This is a genomic window from Acinetobacter sp. 24-47-67, from assembly GCF_056779735.1.
The window spans coordinates 37886-61898 of the sequence record NZ_JBWYIK010000005.1 but is presented as its reverse complement, the minus strand read 5'-3'; the positions used below and the strand labels follow the sequence as shown (position 1 = coordinate 61898).

At 35.5% G+C, this 24013-nt stretch carries 23 protein-coding genes and 1 pseudogene; 9 read left to right on the top strand and 15 right to left on the bottom strand.

Annotation, left to right across the window (positions count from 1 at the left end):
• Window positions 1–6 precede the first annotated feature (6 nt).
• From AC1M9K_RS08165 to thiE, 3 genes are all read right to left on the bottom strand, one after another.
• Window positions 7–423 (bottom strand): GlcG/HbpS family heme-binding protein, encoded by a 417-nt coding sequence (locus AC1M9K_RS08165; protein ID WP_035267160.1) that lies wholly within the window; start codon window positions 421–423, stop codon window positions 7–9.
• Between the two features lie 89 nt (window positions 424–512).
• Window positions 513–1811: a glutamate-1-semialdehyde 2,1-aminomutase gene (gene hemL, locus AC1M9K_RS08160; RefSeq protein WP_481588998.1), complete on the bottom strand. Its 1299-nt coding sequence runs from the start codon at window positions 1809–1811 to the stop codon at window positions 513–515.
• Between the two features lie 31 nt (window positions 1812–1842).
• Window positions 1843–2463 carry a thiamine phosphate synthase gene (thiE, locus tag AC1M9K_RS08155; RefSeq protein WP_481586403.1) on the bottom strand — a complete coding sequence of 207 codons (621 nt, stop codon included), beginning with the start codon at window positions 2461–2463 and terminating at the stop codon, window positions 1843–1845.
• 843 nt (window positions 2464–3306) lie between these two features.
• On the opposite strand from thiE, the gene AC1M9K_RS08150 reads away from it, so the two are divergent.
• A complete protein-coding gene (locus AC1M9K_RS08150; RefSeq protein ID WP_481588997.1) occupies window positions 3307–3504 on the top strand; it encodes a hypothetical protein in 198 nt (65 codons plus the stop codon).
• A gap of 162 nt (window positions 3505–3666) precedes the next feature.
• Here the strand turns inward: AC1M9K_RS08150 and AC1M9K_RS08145 are convergent.
• Both AC1M9K_RS08145 and AC1M9K_RS08140 read right to left on the bottom strand, forming a co-directional pair.
• Window positions 3667–4276 (bottom strand): annotated as a pseudogene (locus AC1M9K_RS08145) (HAD family hydrolase).
• 294 nt (window positions 4277–4570) lie between these two features.
• Entirely contained in the window at window positions 4571–4951 is a 381-nt protein-coding gene (locus AC1M9K_RS08140; protein ID WP_180028595.1) for an Mpo1-like protein, read from the bottom strand.
• A gap of 215 nt (window positions 4952–5166) precedes the next feature.
• Between AC1M9K_RS08140 and AC1M9K_RS08135 the strand changes: the two genes are divergently transcribed.
• On the top strand, window positions 5167–6633 hold the full coding sequence (locus tag AC1M9K_RS08135) for a CYTH domain-containing protein (protein ID WP_481588996.1): 1467 nt from the start codon (window positions 5167–5169) through the stop codon (window positions 6631–6633).
• A gap of 39 nt (window positions 6634–6672) precedes the next feature.
• On the opposite strand, the gene AC1M9K_RS08130 is transcribed toward AC1M9K_RS08135, so the two are convergent.
• Window positions 6673–7320, bottom strand: coding sequence for a TetR/AcrR family transcriptional regulator (locus AC1M9K_RS08130; RefSeq protein WP_481588995.1), 648 nt, complete (start codon window positions 7318–7320; stop codon window positions 6673–6675).
• A 117-nt stretch (window positions 7321–7437) separates the two neighbouring features.
• On the opposite strand from AC1M9K_RS08130, the gene AC1M9K_RS08125 reads away from it, so the two are divergent.
• The 3 genes from AC1M9K_RS08125 to AC1M9K_RS08115 all read left to right on the top strand — a co-directional run bounded on the left by AC1M9K_RS08125 (window position 7438) and on the right by AC1M9K_RS08115 (window position 10320).
• The gene (locus tag AC1M9K_RS08125; RefSeq protein ID WP_481588994.1) at window positions 7438–8676 is read left to right on the top strand and encodes an MFS transporter; all 1239 of its coding nucleotides are present in this window, start codon (window positions 7438–7440) and stop codon (window positions 8674–8676) included.
• A 346-nt stretch (window positions 8677–9022) separates the two neighbouring features.
• Complete coding sequence (locus AC1M9K_RS08120) at window positions 9023–9247, top strand: hypothetical protein (protein ID WP_180028591.1); 225 nt, start codon at window positions 9023–9025, stop codon at window positions 9245–9247.
• Window positions 9248–9630: 383 nt separating this feature from the next.
• Window positions 9631–10320: an aspartate/glutamate racemase family protein gene (locus AC1M9K_RS08115; protein WP_481588993.1), complete on the top strand. Its 690-nt coding sequence runs from the start codon at window positions 9631–9633 to the stop codon at window positions 10318–10320.
• 168 nt (window positions 10321–10488) lie between these two features.
• On the opposite strand, the gene AC1M9K_RS08110 is transcribed toward AC1M9K_RS08115, so the two are convergent.
• Together AC1M9K_RS08110 and AC1M9K_RS08105 are read right to left on the bottom strand one after the other, a co-directional pair.
• Window positions 10489–12162 (bottom strand): ATP-binding cassette domain-containing protein, encoded by a 1674-nt coding sequence (locus AC1M9K_RS08110; protein WP_481588992.1) that lies wholly within the window; start codon window positions 12160–12162, stop codon window positions 10489–10491.
• Between the two features lie 178 nt (window positions 12163–12340).
• On the bottom strand, window positions 12341–12973 hold the full coding sequence (locus AC1M9K_RS08105; protein ID WP_035268706.1) for a hypothetical protein: 633 nt from the start codon (window positions 12971–12973) through the stop codon (window positions 12341–12343).
• 115 nt (window positions 12974–13088) lie between these two features.
• On the opposite strand from AC1M9K_RS08105, the gene AC1M9K_RS08100 reads away from it, so the two are divergent.
• Together AC1M9K_RS08100 and AC1M9K_RS08095 are read left to right on the top strand one after the other, a co-directional pair.
• Entirely contained in the window at window positions 13089–13478 is a 390-nt protein-coding gene (locus tag AC1M9K_RS08100) for a DUF3144 domain-containing protein (RefSeq protein ID WP_481588991.1), read from the top strand.
• A 141-nt stretch (window positions 13479–13619) separates the two neighbouring features.
• Complete coding sequence (locus AC1M9K_RS08095; RefSeq protein WP_481588990.1) at window positions 13620–14684, top strand: amidohydrolase family protein; 1065 nt, start codon at window positions 13620–13622, stop codon at window positions 14682–14684.
• Window positions 14685–14740: 56 nt separating this feature from the next.
• Here AC1M9K_RS08095 and AC1M9K_RS08090 read toward each other — a convergent pair whose 3' ends face one another.
• The 5 genes from AC1M9K_RS08090 to AC1M9K_RS08070 form a co-directional block, all read right to left on the bottom strand.
• The gene (locus AC1M9K_RS08090; protein ID WP_481588989.1) at window positions 14741–17530 is read right to left on the bottom strand and encodes a M16 family metallopeptidase; all 2790 of its coding nucleotides are present in this window, start codon (window positions 17528–17530) and stop codon (window positions 14741–14743) included.
• Between the two features lie 72 nt (window positions 17531–17602).
• Window positions 17603–18430 carry a PhzF family phenazine biosynthesis protein gene (locus tag AC1M9K_RS08085; protein WP_092767133.1) on the bottom strand — a complete coding sequence of 276 codons (828 nt, stop codon included), beginning with the start codon at window positions 18428–18430 and terminating at the stop codon, window positions 17603–17605.
• A 172-nt stretch (window positions 18431–18602) separates the two neighbouring features.
• Window positions 18603–18728 carry a hypothetical protein gene (locus AC1M9K_RS08080; RefSeq protein WP_257219857.1) on the bottom strand — a complete coding sequence of 42 codons (126 nt, stop codon included), beginning with the start codon at window positions 18726–18728 and terminating at the stop codon, window positions 18603–18605.
• Window positions 18729–18832: 104 nt separating this feature from the next.
• Window positions 18833–19024 (bottom strand): hypothetical protein, encoded by a 192-nt coding sequence (locus AC1M9K_RS08075; protein ID WP_035268717.1) that lies wholly within the window; start codon window positions 19022–19024, stop codon window positions 18833–18835.
• A 234-nt stretch (window positions 19025–19258) separates the two neighbouring features.
• Entirely contained in the window at window positions 19259–19810 is a 552-nt protein-coding gene (locus AC1M9K_RS08070) for a M23 family metallopeptidase (protein WP_035268718.1), read from the bottom strand.
• 304 nt (window positions 19811–20114) lie between these two features.
• Here AC1M9K_RS08070 and AC1M9K_RS08065 point away from each other — a divergent pair, with 304 nt between their 5' ends.
• Both AC1M9K_RS08065 and uraH read left to right on the top strand, forming a co-directional pair.
• Window positions 20115–20897 (top strand): rRNA large subunit pseudouridine synthase E, encoded by a 783-nt coding sequence (locus tag AC1M9K_RS08065; protein WP_035268720.1) that lies wholly within the window; start codon window positions 20115–20117, stop codon window positions 20895–20897.
• Window positions 20898–21024: 127 nt separating this feature from the next.
• Window positions 21025–21420 (top strand): hydroxyisourate hydrolase, encoded by a 396-nt coding sequence (gene uraH / locus AC1M9K_RS08060; protein ID WP_481588988.1) that lies wholly within the window; start codon window positions 21025–21027, stop codon window positions 21418–21420.
• A 108-nt stretch (window positions 21421–21528) separates the two neighbouring features.
• Here the strand turns inward: uraH and AC1M9K_RS08055 are convergent, their stop codons facing one another.
• Together AC1M9K_RS08055 and AC1M9K_RS08050 are read right to left on the bottom strand one after the other, a co-directional pair.
• Complete coding sequence (locus AC1M9K_RS08055) at window positions 21529–22140, bottom strand: hypothetical protein (protein WP_180028580.1); 612 nt, start codon at window positions 22138–22140, stop codon at window positions 21529–21531.
• Between the two features lie 129 nt (window positions 22141–22269).
• Window positions 22270–23973, bottom strand: coding sequence for a M61 family metallopeptidase (locus AC1M9K_RS08050; RefSeq protein WP_481588987.1), 1704 nt, complete (start codon window positions 23971–23973; stop codon window positions 22270–22272).
• Between the last annotated feature and the right edge of the window lie 40 nt (window positions 23974–24013).

Below are 24013 nucleotides of genomic sequence, written 5' to 3'. Positions count from 1 at the left end.
GCCACTTTAATCAGCTAAAGCCAAGAAAACTTCAATGGCATGCAGCGCAATTTCAGCATCTTCAAAAGATTTAGCACCTGAAACTCCCACGGCTCCCACCAATTGCCCTTGATAAATAATGGGTTCCGCACCTTCTAACATTCCCGACAATGAGTGAACAGTCAGAAAACCCAATTGCCCATCTTTGATCAGCTCTTCAAAAATTTGAGATGGGTGGCGGCTCAAAGCTGAACATTTTGCTTTTTCAGCTGACAAATTCGCAGTCATCGGAGATGCACCATCCATGCGTTTCATTGCAAGTAAACTTCCAGTTTCATCTACAACAGAAATACTGACATTCAACTTTTTATCAATCGCATATTGTTGTGCACGCGTCAGTAAGAACTCCGCGTCTTCTAAAGTTAAATAATGTTTTAATTTCATTTCTATTTTAAGTCCGTGAATTTTATACGTGCAAAAAAGCCTACAGTATTTACACTGTAGGCTTATGTTAATAGATTTTCAAAAAAATTCTATTTTAAACGCGCAAATACATTCTTAGCTGCTTGAATAGTGAACGCAATATCTTCATCGGAATGCGCACTTGAGATAAAGCCGGCTTCAAAAGCAGAAGGCGCTAAATTTACACCTTCATCCAACATGCCATGGAAGAATTTACGGAACATTTCAACATCGCATTTCAACATTGAATCAAAGCTTGTGATGTCTTCTTGATCAGTGAAATACAATCCAAACATACCTCCAACCTGTTGAGTCTTAAATGGTATACCTGCTTCATCTGCGGCAGTCTGTAAACCAATCAATAACTTTTCGAGCTGTGCAGTTAGATTTTCATAGAAACCAGGTTGACGAAGATGTTTAAACATCTCAATACCAGCTCTCATTGCCAGCGGGTTACCTGACAAAGTTCCCGCTTGGTAAACTTTACCAAGAGGTGCAATACATTCCATCACTTCGCGCTTACCACCAAATGCGCCTACAGGAAGACCTGCACCAATAATTTTACCTAGCGTAGTTAAATCAGGTGTAACGCCGTAGTGTGCTTGAGCTCCACCTAATCCCACACGGAAACCGGTCATCACTTCATCAATAATGAATACTGAACCATGCTCATCACACACATCTCGAATGGCTTGCAAGAATCCATCAATTGGTTTAACCAAGTTCATGTTACCTGCAACAGGTTCAACAATAACACCCGCAATTTCGGAACCAAATTTAGCAAAGCATTCTTTTAAAGTCGTAATATCATTGTATGGAAGCGTCAAAGTATGTTTTGCAAAATCAGCAGGAACACCCGCTGATGTCGCCTCGCCTTCACCACTTGTGAGTAGACCAGAACCTGCTTTCACTAAAAGTGAGTCTGAGTGACCATGGTAACAGCCCTCAAACTTAACAATCTTGTCACGACCTGTATACCCACGTGCAAGACGAATCGCAGTCATTGTTGCTTCTGTCCCTGAGTTGGTCATACGTACCAATTCAATCGACGGCATAATTTCACAGATAATATCTGCCAATGTCGTTTCATGCACTGTAGGTGCACCAAAACTTAGACCATCAACAGCGGCGTCTTGAACAGCTTTAATAATCGCAGGGTGTGCATGTCCTAAAATCATTGGTCCCCATGAACCCACATAATCTACATAGCGTTTGCCATCTACATCATACAGGTAGGCACCTTGAGCTTTTTCAATAAATACCGGCGTACCGCCTACACCATTAAAAGCACGTACTGGAGAATTCACACCACCAGGAATATGTTTGCTGGCTTGTTTAAATAGTTGTTCTTGCTTAGGAGATAAACTCATGAAAATCACTCAACTCGAAAAAGTAAAAAAATTAAGCTTGTTTAGCAAATAGCTCTGACCAGTCGTAAACACGTTGACCAACAGTTGACATAGACCGACCCAATACATCGCTAATGACAGCACAAAGATCTGCTCCAGCAGCAATCACTTCAGCGCCATTTTCAACCGTCAAACCTCCAATCGCGCAAATAGGTACATTTAATTTTGCTTTTGCAGCTTTTAATGTTTCTAAACCAATATTACCTGCTTCAGGTTTGCTTTGTGTCGCATAAATTGCGCCGAATGCTACATAATTTGCGCCGTCTGCGATCGCTTGCTCAGCTAGTTCAATAGAATTATTACAACTACGTCCAATTAAGACGTTTTTTGGCAATCTTTCCACAGCCTCTTGGATTGAACCATCATCTTGACCAAGATGCACACCCACGCCATATTTGACTGCGGCCTCTAAATCATCATTGATGACAAAAGGAACCTTATATTGATTACACATATTCTTCATGTATTCAATTTCATAAGCTTGATCTTCTTTCGCAACGTTTTTACGACGATACTGAAGTACTGCAACTTCATAAGTTGCCATCGCTCCTTCAAGCTTTGCTAATAGAAGTTCAATAGGATCATCGTTGGTGATTAAATACAAACCGCGCATAAAGAATAACTCTAGGCAAATACTAAAAATTTAAAACATTATAGGACAAAGCCTTGGAAGAACACATTGATAAAATGTAGAAATTAACAGGCTCTATTGTTGACTAAGCGTATTAAAGATATTGATTGAAATGAATTTGTGAAATTTAATCCAAGAAAAATTGGCTCCAATACGTTTGAATATATTCCATCTAGTTCTTCGAAAGACACACTTAAGTACATAAAGGAAATTTGCGAAAAAAGAGATATGTTGCCTGCGAAGGAGCCTATACCTGGCATTAGTTATAAACGAATCAGTATGAAAACACCTTTTGGCATGTTATGTACATCAAATGACTAAGAGATTACCTTTTAAGATTAGGAGGCAAATAAAATATTATTAAAAATCATAAATTTATGTATAAAAATAATAGTAAGGACTTAGTAAATGTAATTATTGAAAAGTAAATAACGATTTATCTAATTAAACCACTTTCAGTGAAAATTTTCTGACACGAGTAAAGAAAGTCAAATTGAATTTATTTGTTTTAAAGAAAATTTAGTAAATATTTATTTTGATTTTGAAGAAATTTCGGTAGTACTAGATGGCAAAGACATTACGTCCGACTATCCAGTAAAGAAAATAGATAGCAGAAGAATATTTGAATTATACAAACCGCTTACATGTGTAAGGTGTAGTTAAAAAAGATGGTGTTGCACTTCAAATGCTAATCTAAGATTTATGAAAGAGATCTATATGTTCTAAAAAGTTCTTATTTGAACAACAATACACCATATAATTGAATAATTCAGGATCTCAACGTAATATTATTTATATCCTAACCAATATTTATAGAAGAGAAAAATGGATCAATTAAAAAAAATAAATGATGATTTGCATCAAGCCGCTATATTATTAGACAGTATTCCTAGTAAGATTCAATCAGATCCATCACTAGAAAATAGAGAAAATATATTACTGATAGGAAAAGCTCTAAGTCATATTTTTGAACTCCAAAATAATATTTATAAAATTCGACCTGATTTAAAAAACTTAGGATGAGCTCTATTATGTTAAATAGTCGCATTTAATTATTTGATTCATCACTTAATCCATTCAATTCTATAAAAAAGTTATCATATGAGTTAATTATATCATTCATCATACGTCCTCTTTATTTATTCTATTGATGGCTCGCTCTAATTCATCATAATGATGAATACTCTAATCTGTAATAGGTTTTTTTAGTATTTGATTTGGGTGAAAAAAATAGTTTTCATACCAACATTTTTTGCACCTTCTATATCAGCTTTAAGATTGTCACCAATAAAAATACAATCAGAAGGTGAACAATTTAACTGGTAACAAACATAAGCAAATATTTTTTTATCGGGCTTTCTTAAGTCAATCGCTTCTGAAACTATGATAGTCGAGAAATATTCGGTAAGACCTAAAGCATAAAAATTATGTTCCTGAAATGGGCTTTTTCCATTGGAGACTAACCCAATCTTATATCCCTTTTGATAAAGATCTGAAATGACTTTTTGGACGTCATCAAAACCAATTGAAAATTTATTGAAATCAGTAATGTAAGAATTAAGTAATTCATCAACAGTAAATTTTTTATATTAAAATCTTTGATTAATTGACTGTAAACGATATCTTTCCAAACATTTCCATTATCATCCAATTCAATAAATTTTTTTATAAATGCATCTTTTAGTTCTTGTGGTACTAATTGGAAAAAATTTACTTACCAACATATAAAACGAATAAGTGACTCATTCCTATTCAAAATAGTTTGATCCAAATCAAACAGAAGTATGTTTCGCATTAAAAATACTCACTCTCATAATAAAAGTTCTATATATAGTTCATCTTCTTTTTTCAGTATTATTTAAATTAACATAATATGTATTATATGCGGTTTATCAGAATAATACCGTTAACTCATCTAACTGAATACATTAATTTTTTTATTTAATCCCAATATTTATAATTTGGATTTATTCATTGGATCTTAAGCCTTTCCAGCTATCATATAATCATATTTTTGTGTAGCTTTCTTAAAACATTTCATGACAAAAAAAGCCCAGAATCTGCTGAGCTTTTTTAACAATATATAAATTTAGCTATCAATTTTATCAAATTTACGATCTTTCAAACTTAAGTTTCCGCGCAAAATATCCGATAACATTCTCCAGTCTGAAATAAAGCTATACAACGGTTGTTTAAAGCTTGCTGGCTTATTTTTTTCAAAAACAAAATGCCCCACCCACGCGCATGCGTAGCCTGAAACTAATCCGTAGACCAGATATTTAGCTTTACGCTGACGAATCGCTTGAGTAAAAAAATAAATACCGATTGAGCTACCTGCTGCATGTAAACGACGACTCATAATGCTGCGGTGTTCAGTCAAATAAAAACGATAAAATTCTGAGTAATTCTTGATGGGTAATTGAAATTTAGCTTCTTCTTGCGATGAAGATGGCTCTACATAAGCATTCATTGTTGTATTCCTGTCCTTTTTTTGACCACCATAATTCAAAAAATCGCACTTGAAAAGCTTATCTTACAAATATTGTGATTAATCATTCATTCAAGTAAACGTAAGTGAATTGTCAAGATTGTGGTTCTAACTGAATCAGTTACAATCCCCTTTAAATTAAAAGGCAATCAAATGTCTTAATTCTACGAAAATGATTGATCGATTAGGAAAATCACATGCTTGAAATTGAATTAAAGTTTCAGATCCCAGAAGCTCGACGGAATGCGATTTTAAAAGCAATCGATCCAAAAAAGTCTGAACTCATTCAAATGCAAGCAAAGTACTATGACACTCCTGATCGCCTACTCTTTCAGCATGGGATAGCTATTCGACAACGTCTTGAAAATACCAATTGGGTTCAGACCTTAAAAGCGACGAAAAGTAAAAGTCATTTACACCGTTTCGAACATAATCATGATTTAGGTAATCTTGAGGCTGCACCGAATTTAGATCTATCTATTTATTCAGATGATTCCGAAGCTTATAAGGTCTTAAATGACGCATTAAAAGGTGATTTTGACCAATTAGTCTTGCAGTTTGAAACAGACATTCAACGTACAGTCCGAGTGATTAGCTTTGAAGATGCTGAAATTGAAGTGTGTCTAGATATTGGCGTTGTACGATCAGGTGATCGAGAACATGAGATTCATGAAGTAGAGTTTGAACTCAAACAAGGAAAAGTTGAAACATTACTAGCGTTTAGTTTTGAGTGGGTCAAAAAATATCAACTTTGGCTAGATGTTCGAAGTAAAGCTGAGTTTGGAAATTTATTGGTTTCAAATTTAGTTGTAAGCCCAGCGCGAACTGAAAAAGAATGGATCGTTGCAAAAAAAGAAAGCGCAGAAAAAACGATTCGACTGATGATCGGTCATCATATGCAACATTTGCTGCCGAATATTGCTGCGATTTCTGCGGAAGTGGCTGAACAGGAACACATCGAACAAGCACATATTGCTTTGAACTATTTGTTTTTAAGTCTATCTATTTTTAAAGACTGGACATCAAAGAGCACAGATAAATGGGCACATCAGTTATCTGCATTTAAAAGTCATTTTGAAAACCTAAAACATTATGAGCATATGCAACACACCTTAGGTGCTATTCTGCAAAACCCTAAAACTGCTGAAATGCTCAGCAAAGATGTGCTCTACGCCCGAGAAAAATTAAACAACTTAGTCAAATCTACCCAAAACGTTCAACACTATCTTGAACTTTTGAGTTTTAGTTTAGGCAATTCTAAGAAGGTGCAAACCCAAGACCTCAAAACCTATGCTCAAAATACGCTTCAACAACAGTATAAAGTTTTACAGGAATGTCTGAATGAAGCTGATCCTTCTAACTTTGATATTCTTGACCAATTGGCAATACATTTAAGTGAATTAAAATTCAGTTTCCCAGTCTTAACACAAATTTTTGATGTGAAAAATTTACAAAAATACGGCAAGGCGCTTAATGATGCACATTATGCAGCTGAACAATATCAAGTATTGTCTTCCTCATCATCCTACTTACAGCAAACAGAATTAGAAGCCAGTGACTGGTTCGCCTTAGGTTGGTTGACGGCAAAGCAAGAAATTTACGCTGAAAAACTTTTGGAAGCGACTGAACAATTCTTAGTAAGCCGAAAATTTATCAAGTCATAAAATTCAAGTCAGAACTTTTCGTAAGTGAGAAGTTCTGACTTAAAAATGATCCCAAGTTTGCATCGCCATGTGTACAACGCTTTCCAATTGTTCAAAAGTAGCCCCATCACGTGCTTGTAAGCTTAGTCCTTGTAAAATCGTCATATAATAATCTGTCATTGCCTGAATATTAGTTTGTGTACTAATTTCACCTGAGGCTTGGGCAGCTAATAATTTTTCTAGTAAATTCGATTTAGATAACTGTCTTTTTTCCGAAATTGATTGTTGTATTTGTTGATTTTGAATCGAACAGTTCATTGTCGACACGACCAACATGCATCCTTTCGGTTTGTCTTTCTGCACCAGTCGTTTTAGATTTTCAATCAAATAAAGTTCCATTGCTAATTTTATGGAATGTGCATGTTTAAAAATCATTTCCATCGAGCATGATTCGTGCCTGAGATAATAGTCAATGCAACGATTAAAGAGCTCTGATTTATCACCATACGTACTATAAAGACTAGGTGCAGTGATTCCCATGGCGAATGTTAAATCACTCATTGAAGTAACTTCATAACCGTATTTCCAAAATAGTGTCATGGCTTTTTCAAGTGCTTGTTCTTCATTAAAACACTTAGGACGTCCACGCCCCTTAGATATTGATTTGGCACTATCCATTTGATTTATTGGCTTTGAACTTTCCTGCATATTCAACCCAATTAATTTTATAATGATCATTAATAAATTAATTGACCCAGATCTTAAATTCAAATATTTTATTTTTATAACAATCATTATGAAATTATTTTCAAGGAGCGTTGGTCAATGAAATCTGAATCTCATCTGACTGAAACCGCTGTTAATTCTCCATCTCCTACAAAAAATCAAGGAAATTGGTTTGCTGTTATTACACTTTCTATCACCGCTTTTATATTAGTGACCAGTGAGTTTCTCCCTATTGGTGTGCTCAATGCAATCGCACTAGATCTCAACATTTCAGTCGGTACTGCTGGCCTGTTCATTACCCTTCCAGGCGTGATGGGTGCTTTCGCAGCACCGCTTATCTCGGTCTGGGTGAAGCAACTTGATCGACGCTTTTTATTAATCGCACTCACAGCGGTCATGGTCATTGCAAATTTCATTACGAGCTATTCAGAAAGTTTCACTTGGATTCTATTGAGTCGTTTTTTCTTGGGTATCGCGATAGGCGGATTCTGGGCAACTGCAATCGCCTTAAGTGGTCGTGTTGCACCTCCTCACCTACCCATCGCCAAAGCAACAGCTATCGTCATGGCTGGCGTGACTCTGGCAACTGTGCTGGGTGTTCCGGTTGGAACATGGCTAAGTGAAATTTACGGTTGGCGTAATGCTTTTATGATCACCTCAGTGATTGGTGCCATTATTCTGTTATTTGAGATTAAATTCCTACCGAAATTACCGCCGACTTCAGCTATTCAATATAGCGATCTACCCGCATTGTTTCGAGATCCCAAAGCTCGTAAAGGCTTAATCATTGTTTTATTTATCGGATTAGCGCATTTTTCAACGTACAGTTACTTGGCGCCATTCTATAAAAATGAAGCAGGATTTGATGGTTCAACCATCAGTTCATTGCTTCTTATTTATGGAGCAGCAGGCTTCGTAGGCAATGCATTCTCCGGTTATAGCAGCAATATCAATGTCCGCTATACGCTTTTTGCTGTTGCATTGTGTTTAGCGATCGTATTCCTTACATTCCCGGTTTATGCCAAATTCTTAACTGGTGCATATATTCTTACAGCATTATGGGGTTTTGCTTTTGGTGCCTTTCCTACGACAGCCAATATTTGGATGTTTTTACATGCGCCACATGCGGTTGAAAAAGGGATGCCTCTTTTTGTCAGTATGTTCCAAATCATGATTGCAGCAGGCGCATTATTTGGTGGTTTTATGGTAGATCACTTCAATACCAGTACCTTAATTTACAGTGTATTGATTTTTATCTCTTTAGCTGTAATTGCTGTATTCACTCATAGTCGAGGATTGAATAATCCTAAAGCTCAGCAATGTACATCAATTAATTGAGTTGAGTTGAGTTGAGTGTAATTTTTTACGCTCAATTCTTAAATAATTCTATGAAATATAAACTCATTTCGTTTAGTGAAATCAATTTAAGAAATTAACGCGCTAAATTCTCAACCATCATTCAAATCGATCAATGCACCAATTCGGTGACATTTGCACAAAAATGATGAATTTTTTCATGAAAAATCCGTTAATCACTCCTCCATATTATTAATTATACCTAAATTATATATTTATCATTATTTATTAGTTGGCATACAAAATGCATTCATTATGATGAGTCTATCGTTTAACGCTAGTTATTCGATTTACTTGAAAATAAAATCAAACATGAATGGTGAATACAATGAATAATTCAAATCCAACAACTTTAAAAGAACTTACATTAGATGAAATTGAAGCAGTATCTGGTGCAGGTTTAGTGACTAATTTGCTTGGTACTGTCGGCTCTCTTGTAGGATTAAAAGATCCTTTAGTGAAAATTGGCACTGGCGTAAATGAAACACTTAATGGAACAATTGATTCACTAGGATTAGGTGTATTAAAAGGTGTTGTAGACACGTTGATTTAATTTTAAAAATCTTATGAACAATAGACTTTTTAATCTTTCAAATCACTCATCAAAAGGCTCATGAATGAGCCTTTTGATTGATATCCTACAAGATTTTGAACTAGAATGCTCTATACATGGATTGTTCAGCAATACAATAATTTTCCTCTATTTATGGCATCTAAGTTCGGGGTTAATGTGAATTCTTCCGATGAGAAGCTTACTCAACCATAAGATTGGTAAATTCTGCTGCTAAACTTATATACATTCATCCCTAAAAATACACATCAAAAGCTGAACTTTTCTCACTTTGATTAAGTCATTATTTTAAAAAGTAGCAATTTCATACTCGATAATTTTCATTATATTGATAAATTAAATATTTAATTTTTAAAGGTGCGAACTTGAAGACAATTGGTTTATTAGGTGGAATGAGTTGGGAGTCGACTGATTTGTACTATCAACAAATCAATAAGATGGTTCAAACGAAACTTGGCAAGTTACACTCTGCTAAGGTTATTCTTATTAGCGTTGATTTCGCTGAAATTGAGGAATTACAACGCAAAGGATTATGGGAAGATGCAGGAATCTATTTAAGAGATCAAGCCATACAATTAGAAAAAGCAGGTGCAGATGGCATAGTACTTTGTACAAATACAATGCACAAAGTAGCAACTTATATTGAGGAATCAACCAACATACCATTTATTCATATAGCAGATGCGACAGCCATGGAAATCATGAGCCAGAAAATTACAAAAATTGGGCTGCTTGGTACTGCATTTACGATGGAACAAGATTTTTATAAAAGCAGATTGGAGGAAAAAGGACTTAAAGTAATAACACCTAATAAAGCGAGTAGAAAAATTGTTCATGATATTATTTACAACGAATTATGTTTAGGCATGATTAGCGAAGCTTCGCAAAAGAAATATATTCATATTGTCGAAGAATTAATATCTTCTGGCGCTGAAGGAATCATTTTAGGATGCACTGAGATTTGTATGCTGATAGGAGATCTAAAATTCTCAGTCCCTCTATTTGATACAACTTCTATTCATGCGCAAGCAGCTGTAGATTTTGTATTATCATAAATATTTCATAGCATAAACATCATTCAGCTCATGCTAAAAAATATTTAACTGACATCAAAATCTATCATCAAGTACATGAATCGTTGCTCAAGACTAAATTTAATCAAATAAATACATATTTTAAAAATCGCTTTTTTTGATTGATATACATGCCACAACAATCATCATTTAATCCTCATCGATAGAATTTAGAATGATGTTGAAATCAATAATTTCATCTGCGATTTCAGTCGCCATACGTTCATGAGAAATCATAATGACCGTTTCAACTCGCTCTTGAATAATTTTTAAAATTTTCGAACTTGTTTTTTCGTCTAAAGCTGCTGTAGGTTCATCTAAGATCAGAAGCTCTGGTTGCTTTAATAATGCACGAATGATGTTCAATCGTTGTTTTTCACCACCAGAGAAGTTTTTATAAATTTCTTGTATATCATCGTCTAACTCAATTTGATTTTTTTCCAGCAAATGGAGTAAATCGAACTCTTTTAGCCAATGTTTAAGCTCCTCATCAGAATATTTGATCTCAGTATTTTGAATCAAATTTTGTCTTAATGAGGTTGAATATACGATCGGAGTTTGGCTGACCACAGCAATCTGATCAAATATCTTTTCTGAAAATACTGAAGTGATCTCTAAATTTCTAAAGAATAGTCGTCCAGATTTGATCTTTTCTATTCCCACCAAATAATTAAGAAAACTTGATTTTCCAATACCTGTTCGACCTTGAATTAAATATATTTTTCCACACACAATGTCTAAATTAAAATTTTCAATCGTCTGCTGACCTAGATCAAATGTCACACTTTGAAATGAATACGCCACCGCACTTTCTTTCTGTTCCTCAGCTGTTAGATCATTCGTATTGAATGACTCATGTTCCAATTCAAAATATTCTAGGTACTGATTAATAGCCACAATATGACCTTTCAAATGAATGATATTTTGAGACATCATCATTAAAGGAATGGTTAAACCTATAATATAGGTACTGACTAAAACAAAATCACCTGAACTAAAACTTTGATATTCAAACATATAGACTGACAAAACCATGAATACCAAAAGAAAAAATGACACAAATAACAGTTGATATATCATGAGATACTGAAGTTTTTTATAGGTATCCTGAGTATTTATTTTATAGTCATCGATTCTGCGGCTAAACTCTTCAAATTCGTAATATTTCGAATGACTGAGTTTGATATCATAACTTTGTTGTAGTTTTTCAATCACAAATTGATTCAGTTGATTTCGAGCACCATACATAATCGTAAAGATATCTTGTGTCTTAAAGGTAATGATGAGCGATAAAGCAACTGTACAAGCTGAGAATACGAAAAAATACACACCAAATTCAAGATTGATCGTATTTCCAAGCACATACACCATACCTAAGATTTTAAATACCGTAGGTACAATGACAAAAAATATAGTAAAAATAATTGTACCAAGTGCTTCGCTGCCACGAATTAAATTTGCATTAAATACACCGATATCTTGTTGACGTTGATCTTTTAATTTCAAATCTAGAAAATTAAATACACCAGCTTTAAGCATGGATGCATCAACATTTCTGATCATCATAGACATGGCAAAATTATTTACATTCTTCATCCCTTCATTGATAAACCAAGCGAGTGCATAAGCCACGGCGAATAAATAGAGCAGATGAATTTGAAAAAAGTCTTGAATCGAATAGTAATGATCAGGTTCACTGGTCTGGTCAATCAGCAGCTTAAACAAATACGGTAAACCAACACTTGTACCGATAATTAAAATTTGAAGTATGGCTAAAACGAAGAATACACCTAATCCATTTTCATCATATTGACGAAATAACATCCACGCCTTTTTAAATTGTTTAATCTTTTCAGTCATCATTCTTTAAATTAGTTATTTTTTGTGATGACTATTTTAAACAATACTTATCAATAGGTTTGGATATTGATCGTAGAAGCTTTGTACTTATAAAGTAGCTAATCATTGATTCTAATGTCTAAACTAAGTTCAATCAGCCCAACTAACGATATTTTCCATAAATACGCCACGTGTTGTTATCCGCCAATGGATCGCTATATGAGTCATTTCGTTGCTTACGTGGTTTATCGCGAGCATCAACCAACTCGAAATGAGGCTCAACACTTAAGACAATACCATTTACATAAAAACGTGTTCTCGTATATTCACTTTGCCCATGCTGAAATACATAAGTTCTTAAATCTATAAATTCGCGATGCGCAACTAATGCAGCAGTGTCATCATGATCCAACCAACGACTCATTGCCAAAACTTGTTCAGGTTCAAACTGTCCACACTTCTCTAATACACTAGCAATACCACGAAAAGTCTTTGATTCCTTTGCACGTGTTTTGTTAATGCGAATTCGGTCTACATGAAAATAAAACAGCGGTAAATTTAGATGACTCGGTAAATGAATGGCATCTAAAACCTCATCTTCCATAAAAGGTTGAAATAAATCTTGTGCCCTTTCGATTAGACCTGTCCACTGCTGGTAATAAGCAGCTACTTGCTCTTTGCTTCCATAATAAATGGGAAGACCTTCGACATTCGCAAGATCAACAGGTGGCCAAATATTCTGTCTCAGTAACGCAATATCACTTTTTAAACTTTGAACTGCGATAGCATCTTGCATAGAAAAGCTCATAAAAAAATTACTTAGGCTATTTTTAGATTAAGTGAAAGGTTTAGTTTATGCAAGCCTTTGCCTATAATAGTGCTTGAATTAAGTTATTTATTAGGAACAATTCATGGTTCAAAAGATTCAAGCGACTGATGTCACTGAAGAAGAAGCATTGAAAGCGATTTTCTTCGAACGTGCTGATGAATTTATTAAGCAAGCCAATGAATTTTGCCGTGTTGAAAAAGGTTCTACTGTTAAACCAGCCGATGCTCGTGGTCAAGTCAGTGCTGCGATGCTATTTGGTACTGCTCGTTTTAATACATGGGTTGCTGCCAATAACTTTAAAGATGGCAATGAAATGCGTGATGCTAAAGAACAAGTGATGTCTTATATCATGCAACAGTTTCATATGATGCTTGAAGATAATTATGACGAATACTGCGAACAGTTTGAGAACTACCTTCGCTTCCGTCGTAATGAAGAGTTTCATGCAAATAAACATGACCACGAACATTAAATAGATTTGCATTGTGTGCATTGGGCCTCCTATAGGGGGCTTTTTTAATGCTTAAACTCTAATATTCAAACGAAAATGCAATTCAAAAATTGATCAATTTCTCGTATGTTATTCTTATTGATGACTCAACTAAGGATAGCGATGAATCAACTCAACTTTCCCATCGTCGATGCTCATATCCATCAATGGGATCCTTATCACACACCGCATGCTGCCGCTTTAGCTGTTAAGCTTTTTGGAAAACATCCAAAAATATTGGATAAAGTCGTTCGTCTCGTAAAACCTAAAGATTTAATTGATACAGTAGGACTTACAGATTACATCACAGCACCCTATTTACCAGCGGATTACCACAAAGACATTGGACACTATACTGTGAGCCGTGTTGTACATGTCGAAGCCAGCTGGCATCATCAAAAAGGGACTGGCGTTGTAGAAGAAACGCAATTTATTCAGCAGCTTCCTTTTTCTCAAGAAAACATCAAATTGGCTGGAATCGTTGCAACAGCTGATCCTCGTGAAAGTAATTTCAAAAAAATTCTTAAAATGCATAAAAAGGCATCTCCGCATTTTCGTGGTATTCGAAAAATGGCTGCACATCATGAAGATCCTGGAATTCATGCATGGAACGATGATCCCCACCTCTACACTGATCGAAAATTTTTAAAAGGTTTTGAAGCCTTAGCCCAGTACAATTTAAGCTTTGATGCTTGGGTTTATTCTAGCCAGCTTAAAGATGTTATTGCTTTGGCAAAACGTTTTCCTGAGACTTCGATTGTCTTAGACCATTTGGGCACACCAGCAGGTTTATTCGGCCCAGTAGGTAAACACACAGGAATCACCCAAACTGCGCGAGACAATATCTATTTCCACTGGAAAGAAGATCTTGCAGAATTAGCTCAATGTCCGAATGTATATACAAAAATGTCTGGACTCTTCATGCCTGTTTTAGGTCATCAATTTCATACACGACGAACACTAGCATCTAAACAACAAATCATTGAATTGGTCTCTCCTATGATTATTCATGCTTTACAATGTTTTGGGCCTTATCGTGTCATGTTTGCATCCAACTTCCCGATGGATAAAGTGAGCACATCACTCACAAATATCATTGATGCCTTTAGCGACATTGTCGCTACCTATAATTCAGATGTTGTTGAACAGATATTTTGTAAAAATGCGCAGCAATTTTATAAGCTTTAAAAAAAAAAAGGCTCATTCACGATCGAATGAGCCTTTTTGAAACGTACATTGTGGCTCTAAGTTTTAGGCTTTAAAATCATTTCAGGTTGTGGTTTACCATACTGATCTGCCATAACTTCAACCAAAAACTCAGGCTTAATATATTTTTTGATCACTGCATCTATATCTTGCTTCGTCAGTTTTGCAAATGCCTGATCTCGCTCTAGTCTTGAAAGCTGTGTTTTATTTTGCTCAAGCTGACTGTTCAATCCACGATGAATACGGCGCTCATCCTCTAAATTCGTGACACGCTGTTTCATAATATTGGCTTTAGCCGCTTCAAGCTCTTGCTCCGTCACACCATTCTTTAATAAGTCAGTGAATACTTTATGCACACCTTGAGAAACTTGAGCTGATTTTCCTGCTGCATAATTAGCACTTACACCTAGAGCACCAGCATTGATAAAATTATCCAAACTCAAACTACTTCCAAAGCTGTAAACCAACGCATTTTTTTCACGTAACTCCATGGCAAGGCGTGATGATAATTGTGACTCGCCTAGAATATGGCTCAACACATATAATGCTTCTGCATCAGGATGATTATTACCCACTGGAATGGCAATAACCGCTTGATAATTACCAAATTGACGCTGTTCAGCCAGCGCATGAACTTTTTGAGCAGGATAATCTATATGACTACCCTGCAAACGTTGGTATGGTTCTTTTGTCTTAGACTGACCTAAAGATGAATTCAAATATTTCAGAATGGCTTTGTCATCAAAATCGCCAGTCACCGATATTTGACCATTTTGAGTTGTAAAATACTTTTGGTACAAAGCTTTAATTTGATCATTGGTGATGGTTTCAATTTGCTGCTTTGCTAGCTCAGGTTCAAAATGATATCGCAAATCACCTGGTTCATATCGCTCTACGATTCTAGCGATAGTCAGTCCTGCAACAGTTTCAGGCTCTGTATATGGTCGATTTAATGACGATAATGTTTGCGATTTGATGAGGTCAAACTGACTTTGCTCAAATTTCGGATTATTCATAACGTCGACAATAAACTTGAAGAATTCTGGAAATTTTTCTTTCTTCGCAGATACGTTAATCACAATACCATTAGCAACAGCTGAAGCAGATGCTCGTCCACCCGCCTCGATTGATTTGTCTGCAATATCTTGCAGGCTATACTGCTCAGATGCTCTCAATAGCAAATAAGACATAAAGCCTAGCGCTTCACCTTGGTTTTTAAGTGATTGTGCTGTCCCAAAATTTAAAGATATCGATGCGTAAGTTTTGTCATCGCGTGTTGACGTTGGGAATAGTGCATACTGCATCCCATTTTTCAAAGTACCACGCTTGATTTTTTTCTCTAACTTTTCAACATACTGTTTGGAATTTTTTAGGTGCTCAGCCACTTCAGCTTTATACACAGCTGGGTCTTTTAAAGGCTCTTCTTGAGTTGTCACTTGATCTAAAGTTTTTGACTCTTGCTCATGAGCGTCTAGCTCGAGTGCCTTTTTTTGATCCTCAGGCGTAGGTTGTATGTCTCCCGAAATACGATGCTCAGCAACCAAGAATTGATTTATTGCCTGATTAACCTGATCGACATTTAAACTTTGTATCTCTGCTTGGTCTTTAAAATATTTTGTCCAATCCCCATTGGATGAAACCACATAATCACTAATGAAACCACCCACAGAAGAGGCATTGGTCATCATGCTCTCTTGACCATTTTTAATCATGTTTTTGACACGATTTAATTCTGTTTCATTAAATTGATGCTTTTTCTCAATTCCTTTTTCTAGAGACTGGGCAACTTTTTTCTCATCATGATTAGGAGCATACACTGCCCCCATAAAAACAAGATTAAAATCAGGTGTTAACCATGTCGTCGATTGAACCTGTGTAGCTGTACCTGTTTCCACAATATCTTTGTACAAATGACCACTAGGTTGCATTGTAAATAAATAAGGTGCTAAAGCGAGTGCGGTCTGTGTTTTTTGCTGGGCGCCATTGATATAAATATTGTATTTGCCTAAATCACTTCCCTTTTGCACGATAAATTGACGATCTTTGATCTTGGTCGAATCAAGCATTGGAACTTGGGTTGACTCAGGAATTTGACGCGCAGGAATTTGATTAAAATTTTTATCCACTGCTTTCAGGATATCCGCTTTATTAAATTTACCTGCAATCACTAGAACTGCATTATTCGGTGCATACCATTGTCGGTAAAATTGATTCAGTTCCTTCATGTTGATTGACTGAAGCTCAGTTAAATCACCAATCGGTAGACGACCTAGATACTGATTTCCGTAAGCAGATTTCCAAATTTGATCCATCAATACTGAAAAAGGTTGATCCATTCGAACCTCACGCTCTCGTTTTACGATTGCGATTTCTGACGGAACAAATTTTTCCTGAAGTACGAGCTTATCCATTCGCTCTGCCTCCAGATACAACATTTCATCAATAGCTTTTTTTTCTGGACGGATGACACTCATATACTGGGTAGAATAGTAGTCAGTCATCGCATTACTCATGAGCGTATGCTGATCTAGACGACGTTGAAACTCATCTCCTTTTACATTTTCTGTGCCTTTAAACGCGAGATGCTCAAGTAAATGTGCTAAACCACCTTTACCTTGTGGGTCATTCAAAGCTCCCGTTAAATACACCATATTCATAAAAATTTTATTTTCTTTAGGTATTGGTGCCAAAATTACCCGTAAACCATTTTCTAGTTTGTATTCTTCAATATTTTGTTCAGTCTTGACCAAAACAGGTTGTGCTAAACCGCTAGAACTGACCGCAACGATCATTAAAGTAAGTGAAAGTTTTTTAAAACGAGTTAGCATTGTTCTTCCAATTATTGATATAAAAAAATTGATCACACGCCTGACAAGGGTATGATCAATAGGGTTTATGCTTTAAAGGTAAATTTCAGCTTTCATATAAAGTTTGGCATAGCCAGAAATTTCAATTCTTTGATTCTCTTTAAGTTGGCAATACAACACGCCACCTCGTTCTGAGCTTTGAAAAGCAATAAGTTCTGTTTTATTCAATTTCTCAGCCCACAAGGGTGCTAATCCTGTATGCATAGAACCTGTTACAGGATCTTCATTGATGCCTTTATGTGGTGCAAAATAACGTGCCACATAATCATATTGTTCTGATGCTGCAGTTATAGCAATATCGGGATGATCGGATGCTGTAATACAAGTACTAACCTCATATGCTTCAGCAATTGCATTAATATTGGCAAAATTAGGTTTGGCATCAAGCACATCTTGTTCACTTTCCAAGACTAAAATATAAGCTTGTTGATTTAGATAAATTTCCTTGATTGGACGATCAACCACTTCTTTTAATAACTCAGGAAACTCTTCAGTTAAATGAGGGATTCGAACAGGGAAATTCATTGTAATTTTTCCATCATCTTGTCGAGTGATGGTAAAAATTCCTAAATCTTTGACATGAAATTTAATTTTTTTCGCTTGAGTATACTCATTAAAAAGTACATAACTGCTCGCCAAAGTGGCATGACCACAAAAATCGACTTCAACTTTAGGTGTAAACCAACGGATTTCATAATTTTCATCATCAATAATTTTAACAAAAGCCGTTTCAGCCAAATTATTTTCAAATGCAATATTTTGCATGAGTGATGTATCAAGCCATTCTTCACTGACCACTACAGCTGCAGGATTCCCCTTAAACAACGCTGTAGTAAAGGCATCAACTTGATACATTTTCATAAATACACCCTAATATTTCCAAACTTCTAATTGAGAATAATAATCTTTTATCATTTCAAATCATAGATTAATTTCAATCTTGACTATAAATTATTGCTTCACAAAGATTCGTTCATAAACTGTATATTTCTAATGATCTTCCATAAAAAAACCCTCACATGAGGGTCTTTTGCTATTTACGCTTTTTGAGCGCTTTCTTTAAATCTTTTAACTTAGATTCATGCTTAGAAATTTTCTTAAGTCTCGATTTAATTTGATCTTTTAAATCTTTAATTTTTAACTTGGACTTATTCGCCATATCTTATCTTCCTCGTGTCATTCACTTTAAATTGTTAATGCTTGAATTTACTGACAAGAATGGGCATTCATCCCTAAATTCCCATTCAATTCATGATTAATGGATTAACGATTTTGTTGATCTAAATCAGATTGCTGTTGTGATTGTTGACGGGACTGTTGCTGATTCTGCTGCTGTTGATCTTGTTGCTGTTGCTGCTGATTGGGTTGCTGTTGATGTGGCTGTTGACCTTGTTGACGTTGCTGGTGATTTTGTTGCTGTTGCTCATTTTGATCTTGATTGTATTGATTACTCATTTCATATCTCCATGATTATCAGATTTTGATACTGATCTTGAATTCTTTTTCACTTGAATTAGACCAATACAAATAACCATAACCCTTTTGCACGAAACTGCGAGCATAGAGCTGTATCAAAATACTGCATCGTAACTTCCATTGTGTAAGCTATTTAAATTTCAGAGGATTAAAATTGATATATGTTACGAGGCTTACAAGGCTCTCTCATTTGTTTACTTGTATTAACGAGACTTATTCCTCTGGTTTTAAATCTGGTTTTAAATATGGATATGGATTTGTAGCACCACTCGTTAAATAAATCCCATAATGTAAATGTGGAGGTGTATTGATCGCATTGCCAGTATTTCCCACATATCCTAATACTTCACCGACTTCAACCCAGTCACCTTCTTGGATGTGTGCTGCATATTCATCTAAATGTGCATAGTAATGGCGACTTAACTGAGGTCCTACCACCCAGATGACTTTACCTCCCAAACTATTTGTGCCGATACGACTTACAATACCTTGTGTTGTACTCAATACAGGCGTACCTCGTTTGGCAAAAATATCAATTCCTTGATGTGTACGACCATTTGAACGTGCTGCCCCCCAAGTATCTGCTATTTGAGTTACTTTGACTCCTTCAACGGGTATCGCCAACGGCTCTGTCAACGCTTGCTGTTGAAGTTTCCAGTATAAATATGGATATTGTATTCCTGCTGTTGCGCCTGAATTTGGGGGCTGACAAGCAGTAAGCATCCAACTGATTGCAATGAGTGATCCGATAATCCTTTTTTTCATATACAACCTAACATCTTAAATTGAGTTAAATTTTAGCGTCTGATCGACGTTTGCATTGTATTGTTTAAATTAAAAGCACTTGTCAGAAACCAATAAAAGCCTGCTTATACCGATTAAATCGTCAGAATTACATATTTTTTTTGATCAATACGATACTTTCTTTTTTGAATCACGCATAATAGTTACCAATTCCCCGATTTATTTTGTTTGACTTCAATGATCGAATCCTCAGATCAATTCAGGATGTTCATAAATTCTTGATAAGTCAGACCTTTCACTATTTGCACATTATTGAAGTTTTTATATGAAAATCGTCATTCTCAATAAACCTTATGGCGTTCTCTCCCAGTTTCGTAAAGACGAAGCGCATATGACAATGTCTGATTTCGTTGACGATCCGACTTTACGTCTTGCTGGACGTTTAGACATGGACTCTGAAGGTCTAGTGTTTTTAACCGACCATGGTGGTTTAAATCAGTACATTACCAACCCTGCCAATAAGAAATTTAAAACTTATTTGGTTCAAGTTGATGGTGATGTGACTGAAGAGGCTTTAGAACAGCTTCGTAAAGGTGTAGAGCTTAAAGACGGTATGACTCTACCCGCAAAAGCTGTAAAAGTTGAACAGCCTGAGTGGTTATGGGATCGTGATCCTCCTGTTCGTTTCCGTGCTTCTGTACCTACTTCTTGGGTTGAAATTTCGATTTGCGAAGGTCGTAACCGCCAAGTTCGACGTATGACTGCAGCAGTAGGTTTCCCAACTTTACGTCTTATTCGCACTAAAATTGGATCAATAGACTTAGTACAGATGGGTCTTGAATCTGGCGAAACTAGAGAAATTGAACCATTACTTTATCCTGACTTTCAAAATGTTCCTGCAGAAGAGCCATACCGCTCACGCTCTTATGTGAAGAAACCAGGCGGTACAGGTGGCAAGCCGATTAATAAGAAAGTCAATAAAGATGGTACTAAGAAAAAATCGGGTACTAAACGTATTTGGCAAATGGAAGAACATGAGAAACCACGTCGTAAGACCAATGGTACTACTCGCCCAAATACAAAAGCTCCACGTGGACGCGCACGCTAAGCTCAAGCTATTGTATAAAAAGTAAAAAGGATGCGATTGCATCCTTTTTTTATACATAAATTAACTTAAATAATCTCTCATTTTAAGTACACTTTTTCGATTATTTGCTTATTGTGAGTTGATACTTATGAAAAAATTTACGCTTGCTCTTTCAGGTTTTGCATTCTCAACATTCACTTTGGCAAATCCTTTAAGTGTTCATGTGCTTAATCAAGAAACTGGTCTTCCGTCTTCTAATATTGCAGTTACCCTTGAAGCGCAGCAGGGTGAAAAATGGATAAAGCTCAACGAAGCTAAAACGGATGAAAATGGTCGTATCAAGGCTCTATATCCAGCCGAAACAGATCTTCAAAAAGGTGTTTACAGAGTAACTTTTAAAACTGGTGACTGGTTTAAAGCAAATAACAAACGTACTTTCTTCCCAGAAGTGCCAGTGGTTTTTGTGATTGATGGTAGTTTAGATCATTACCATATTCCGTTGTTATTAAGTTCATATGGTTATTCAACCTATCGGGGTAATTGATTTTAGAAGACATCCTTCAATCTAAATCAATCCATTTCTCTATCTTTTCTAGTAGCTCTGTCATATTGAGTTCAAATAAACCACTTGAGAAATCTTGTTTTTTATCTCCTAAGCGCCAACCTGAGTCAATTTTTTTCTATGAAACTCTGGATAAAATTTACCAATTTGTGCAATGTTTCTAGCCATTGAATCCCAAAGTTCACCATGCTTAGGAGATACTTCGTTAGCAGTTATGCTCAAAAAATTAAAAAGTTCAAAAGACGATTCACAAATTTCATAAAAAGCTTTTTCTGCTAATGAATTATAAATTTTTTTATTATCCAATTGATCTTTTACTTCTTTTAAGAAAATTAAATGTTTTTTCTCAAATGGTAGGCAATGAATATAATGTTTATCCCAACTGTACGGATTACCATTTTTTGCTTCAATAATTAACATCAAAGCTTTATTTAATCTCTTTAACTTGGAGTTTTTAACTCTATTTTCTGGTAAATAAATATTTAAATACCAAAAAATTGAACTAACTAATATACCAATACTCAATGCATTTAATATGTTATTCCCTTCTGCAAATTGATAAAAAAAGCTTTCTAAAAAAGTACCTTGAATTAATGAAAATATAGGATCACTACTTGTCTTAAAATAAACTAACAATGATACTAAACATAAAACAACCATAGAGTAAAGTTGCTTCTTATTTTCAGAAAAATTATTTAACATTTTGATTTTGATAAAATTATATATAAATATCATTATTATATTATCTGTTTTTAATTTTCAATTTTTTCATAAAACTTTTCAAAAAAAAACCAGTGCATAAACACTGGTTTTTTTAAATCCTAAGTTAAATTAAGCTTTAAGCCATTTATCAACTTTAGATTGATCTGTAACCTTAAGTTCCACTTCAGTGAGTTCACTACCACCTGATTGAACTTCAAATTGCATTAATTCATCACGACGGAAAGCATGTACATTAAAAGTAACTTCCAATTTTGCATACTTGTCGAGTTGCTTAGTGGTCGCCTTTAAACCATCAACTGCGATGATAATATCATGAGCAGAAAGCCCAGCTTTAACACCAGCGCCATCACGACGAGCAGACTGAATTAATACACCTTCAGGTTTATCTACAAGTTTTAAACCAAATGGTAAAGATTTATCATGCTTTAAAACATAGTCTAAGCCAAATTCAGGGAACAACTGATCAAGCGGTAACTCATCCGTGGTATTAATCAAATGGTTAATTTGTTCAGACCAATCATCACCTGTTAATTCTTGGCATAGTTCATAGATGGTACGTTCATGAACCTGTATACCCTGTTGCGCATTTTCATACAGCTTACGCATCAATGCATCAAGACTTGAACCTCTTAAACGTAAACCTAAATCTAGACACAGCGCTACTAAGCAACCCTTGTTATAGTAACTTGTGCCAGAATTGTTAGAGTTTTCATCTTGACGATAGAATTTGACCCATGCATCAAAACTTGACTCTGCAACAGTTTGAACAAAACGACCTGGATTTTGCAAATAACGATCGATCTGCGCCTTTAACAACTTCAAGTAAGATTCCTGAGAAATCACACCACTACGAAGTAGAATTAAATCATCATAGTAGGACGTAAAGCCTTCAAAAATCCATAACAAAGAGGTATAGCCTTCTTTGTCTAAATCATAATTCACAAAATTTTCAGGGCGAATAAATTTCACCAACCATGAATGAAAATATTCATGGCTACACAAACCTAAGAAACGCTGATAATCAGCGGAAGGTTCAACAGGCTCATTGGACTTAGGTAGATCATCACGTGGAGAAATCAAACTGGTTGAGTTCGGGTGCTCTAAACCACCATAACTGTTACCCGTCGCGATGGTCATAAAAGTGTAGTTTTCAAATGGTGCTGAACCAAACATGGATATTTCTGTCGCACAGATTTTCTCAATGTCTTGTTTCATACGTTGGACATTCATCGCATGTTTGCCAGAAACCACAAAATCATGTGGAATACCATTTGCTTCAAAAGCAAAACGAGTTTGATCTGCAAGCTCAAATGGTGCATCAATCAATTCAGCGTAGTTTTTTGCCTTAAGCGTATAGCGACCACGCACTAAACTTTTAGATGCCAATCCTGTAGCGAGTTGGAAATGTTTCAATTCATCTGGCAAAAATAACTCAACTTCTACCGCTTTATCTTCTTGTCCTTCTAAACCTAAACATGCACAAGCAGGATTCACATATAAGCGTGTTTCATCAACATAAGCACCACGTACTGAGAGGTCGTATGCATAGACGTCGTACTCAACCGTAATCAGCTCAAAATCAGTATTAAATAACTGCCACTTATTTTTTTCATTTTTACGAATCTTGAGTATTCGACCATCTTCATCATAGGCACGAACAGACTCAATATGTTTTGAAAACTCTCGAATGAGATAACTTCCTGGAATCCAAGTTGGCAAGCTCAATACTTGAGTTGGTTGAGCAACGAAACGAACAGTAACGTGAATGAGATGCTGACGAAAGTCGTCAAATTCGATCTGATAATGCAACATAATGTCTTAATTGAGAAACTATAGAACCAACTTGTATTTA

Excerpts from the sequence above, each read along its gene's own strand:
- AC1M9K_RS08120 (WP_180028591.1), top strand. The coding sequence starts at position 9,023 with ATGAATAATTCAAATCCAACAACTTTAAAAGAACTTACATTAGATGAA.
- AC1M9K_RS08050 (WP_481588987.1), bottom strand. The coding sequence starts at position 23,973 with ATGTTGCATTATCAGATCGAATTTGACGACTTTCGTCAGCATCTCATT.
- AC1M9K_RS08070 (WP_035268718.1), bottom strand. The coding sequence starts at position 19,810 with ATGAAAAAAAGGATTATCGGATCACTCATTGCAATCAGTTGGATGCTT.
- AC1M9K_RS08065 (WP_035268720.1), top strand. The coding sequence starts at position 20,115 with ATGAAAATCGTCATTCTCAATAAACCTTATGGCGTTCTCTCCCAGTTT.
- thiE (WP_481586403.1), bottom strand. The coding sequence starts at position 2,463 with ATGCGCGGTTTGTATTTAATCACCAACGATGATCCTATTGAACTTCTA.
- uraH (WP_481588988.1), top strand. The coding sequence starts at position 21,025 with ATGAAAAAATTTACGCTTGCTCTTTCAGGTTTTGCATTCTCAACATTC.
- hemL (WP_481588998.1), bottom strand. The coding sequence starts at position 1,811 with ATGAGTTTATCTCCTAAGCAAGAACAACTATTTAAACAAGCCAGCAAA.
- AC1M9K_RS08095 (WP_481588990.1), top strand. The coding sequence starts at position 13,620 with ATGAATCAACTCAACTTTCCCATCGTCGATGCTCATATCCATCAATGG.
- AC1M9K_RS08100 (WP_481588991.1), top strand. The coding sequence starts at position 13,089 with ATGGTTCAAAAGATTCAAGCGACTGATGTCACTGAAGAAGAAGCATTG.
- AC1M9K_RS08105 (WP_035268706.1), bottom strand. The coding sequence starts at position 12,973 with ATGCAAGATGCTATCGCAGTTCAAAGTTTAAAAAGTGATATTGCGTTA.
- AC1M9K_RS08075 (WP_035268717.1), bottom strand. The coding sequence starts at position 19,024 with ATGAGTAATCAATACAATCAAGATCAAAATGAGCAACAGCAACAAAAT.
- AC1M9K_RS08125 (WP_481588994.1), top strand. The coding sequence starts at position 7,438 with ATGAAATCTGAATCTCATCTGACTGAAACCGCTGTTAATTCTCCATCT.
- AC1M9K_RS08140 (WP_180028595.1), bottom strand. The coding sequence starts at position 4,951 with ATGAATGCTTATGTAGAGCCATCTTCATCGCAAGAAGAAGCTAAATTT.
- AC1M9K_RS08055 (WP_180028580.1), bottom strand. The coding sequence starts at position 22,140 with ATGTTAAATAATTTTTCTGAAAATAAGAAGCAACTTTACTCTATGGTT.
- AC1M9K_RS08110 (WP_481588992.1), bottom strand. The coding sequence starts at position 12,162 with ATGTTATTTCGTCAATATGATGAAAATGGATTAGGTGTATTCTTCGTT.
- AC1M9K_RS08165 (WP_035267160.1), bottom strand. The coding sequence starts at position 423 with ATGAAATTAAAACATTATTTAACTTTAGAAGACGCGGAGTTCTTACTG.
- AC1M9K_RS08150 (WP_481588997.1), top strand. The coding sequence starts at position 3,307 with ATGGATCAATTAAAAAAAATAAATGATGATTTGCATCAAGCCGCTATA.
- AC1M9K_RS08135 (WP_481588996.1), top strand. The coding sequence starts at position 5,167 with ATGCTTGAAATTGAATTAAAGTTTCAGATCCCAGAAGCTCGACGGAAT.
- AC1M9K_RS08085 (WP_092767133.1), bottom strand. The coding sequence starts at position 18,430 with ATGAAAATGTATCAAGTTGATGCCTTTACTACAGCGTTGTTTAAGGGG.
- AC1M9K_RS08130 (WP_481588995.1), bottom strand. The coding sequence starts at position 7,320 with ATGCAGGAAAGTTCAAAGCCAATAAATCAAATGGATAGTGCCAAATCA.
- AC1M9K_RS08080 (WP_257219857.1), bottom strand. The coding sequence starts at position 18,728 with ATGGCGAATAAGTCCAAGTTAAAAATTAAAGATTTAAAAGATCAAATT.
- AC1M9K_RS08090 (WP_481588989.1), bottom strand. The coding sequence starts at position 17,530 with ATGCTAACTCGTTTTAAAAAACTTTCACTTACTTTAATGATCGTTGCG.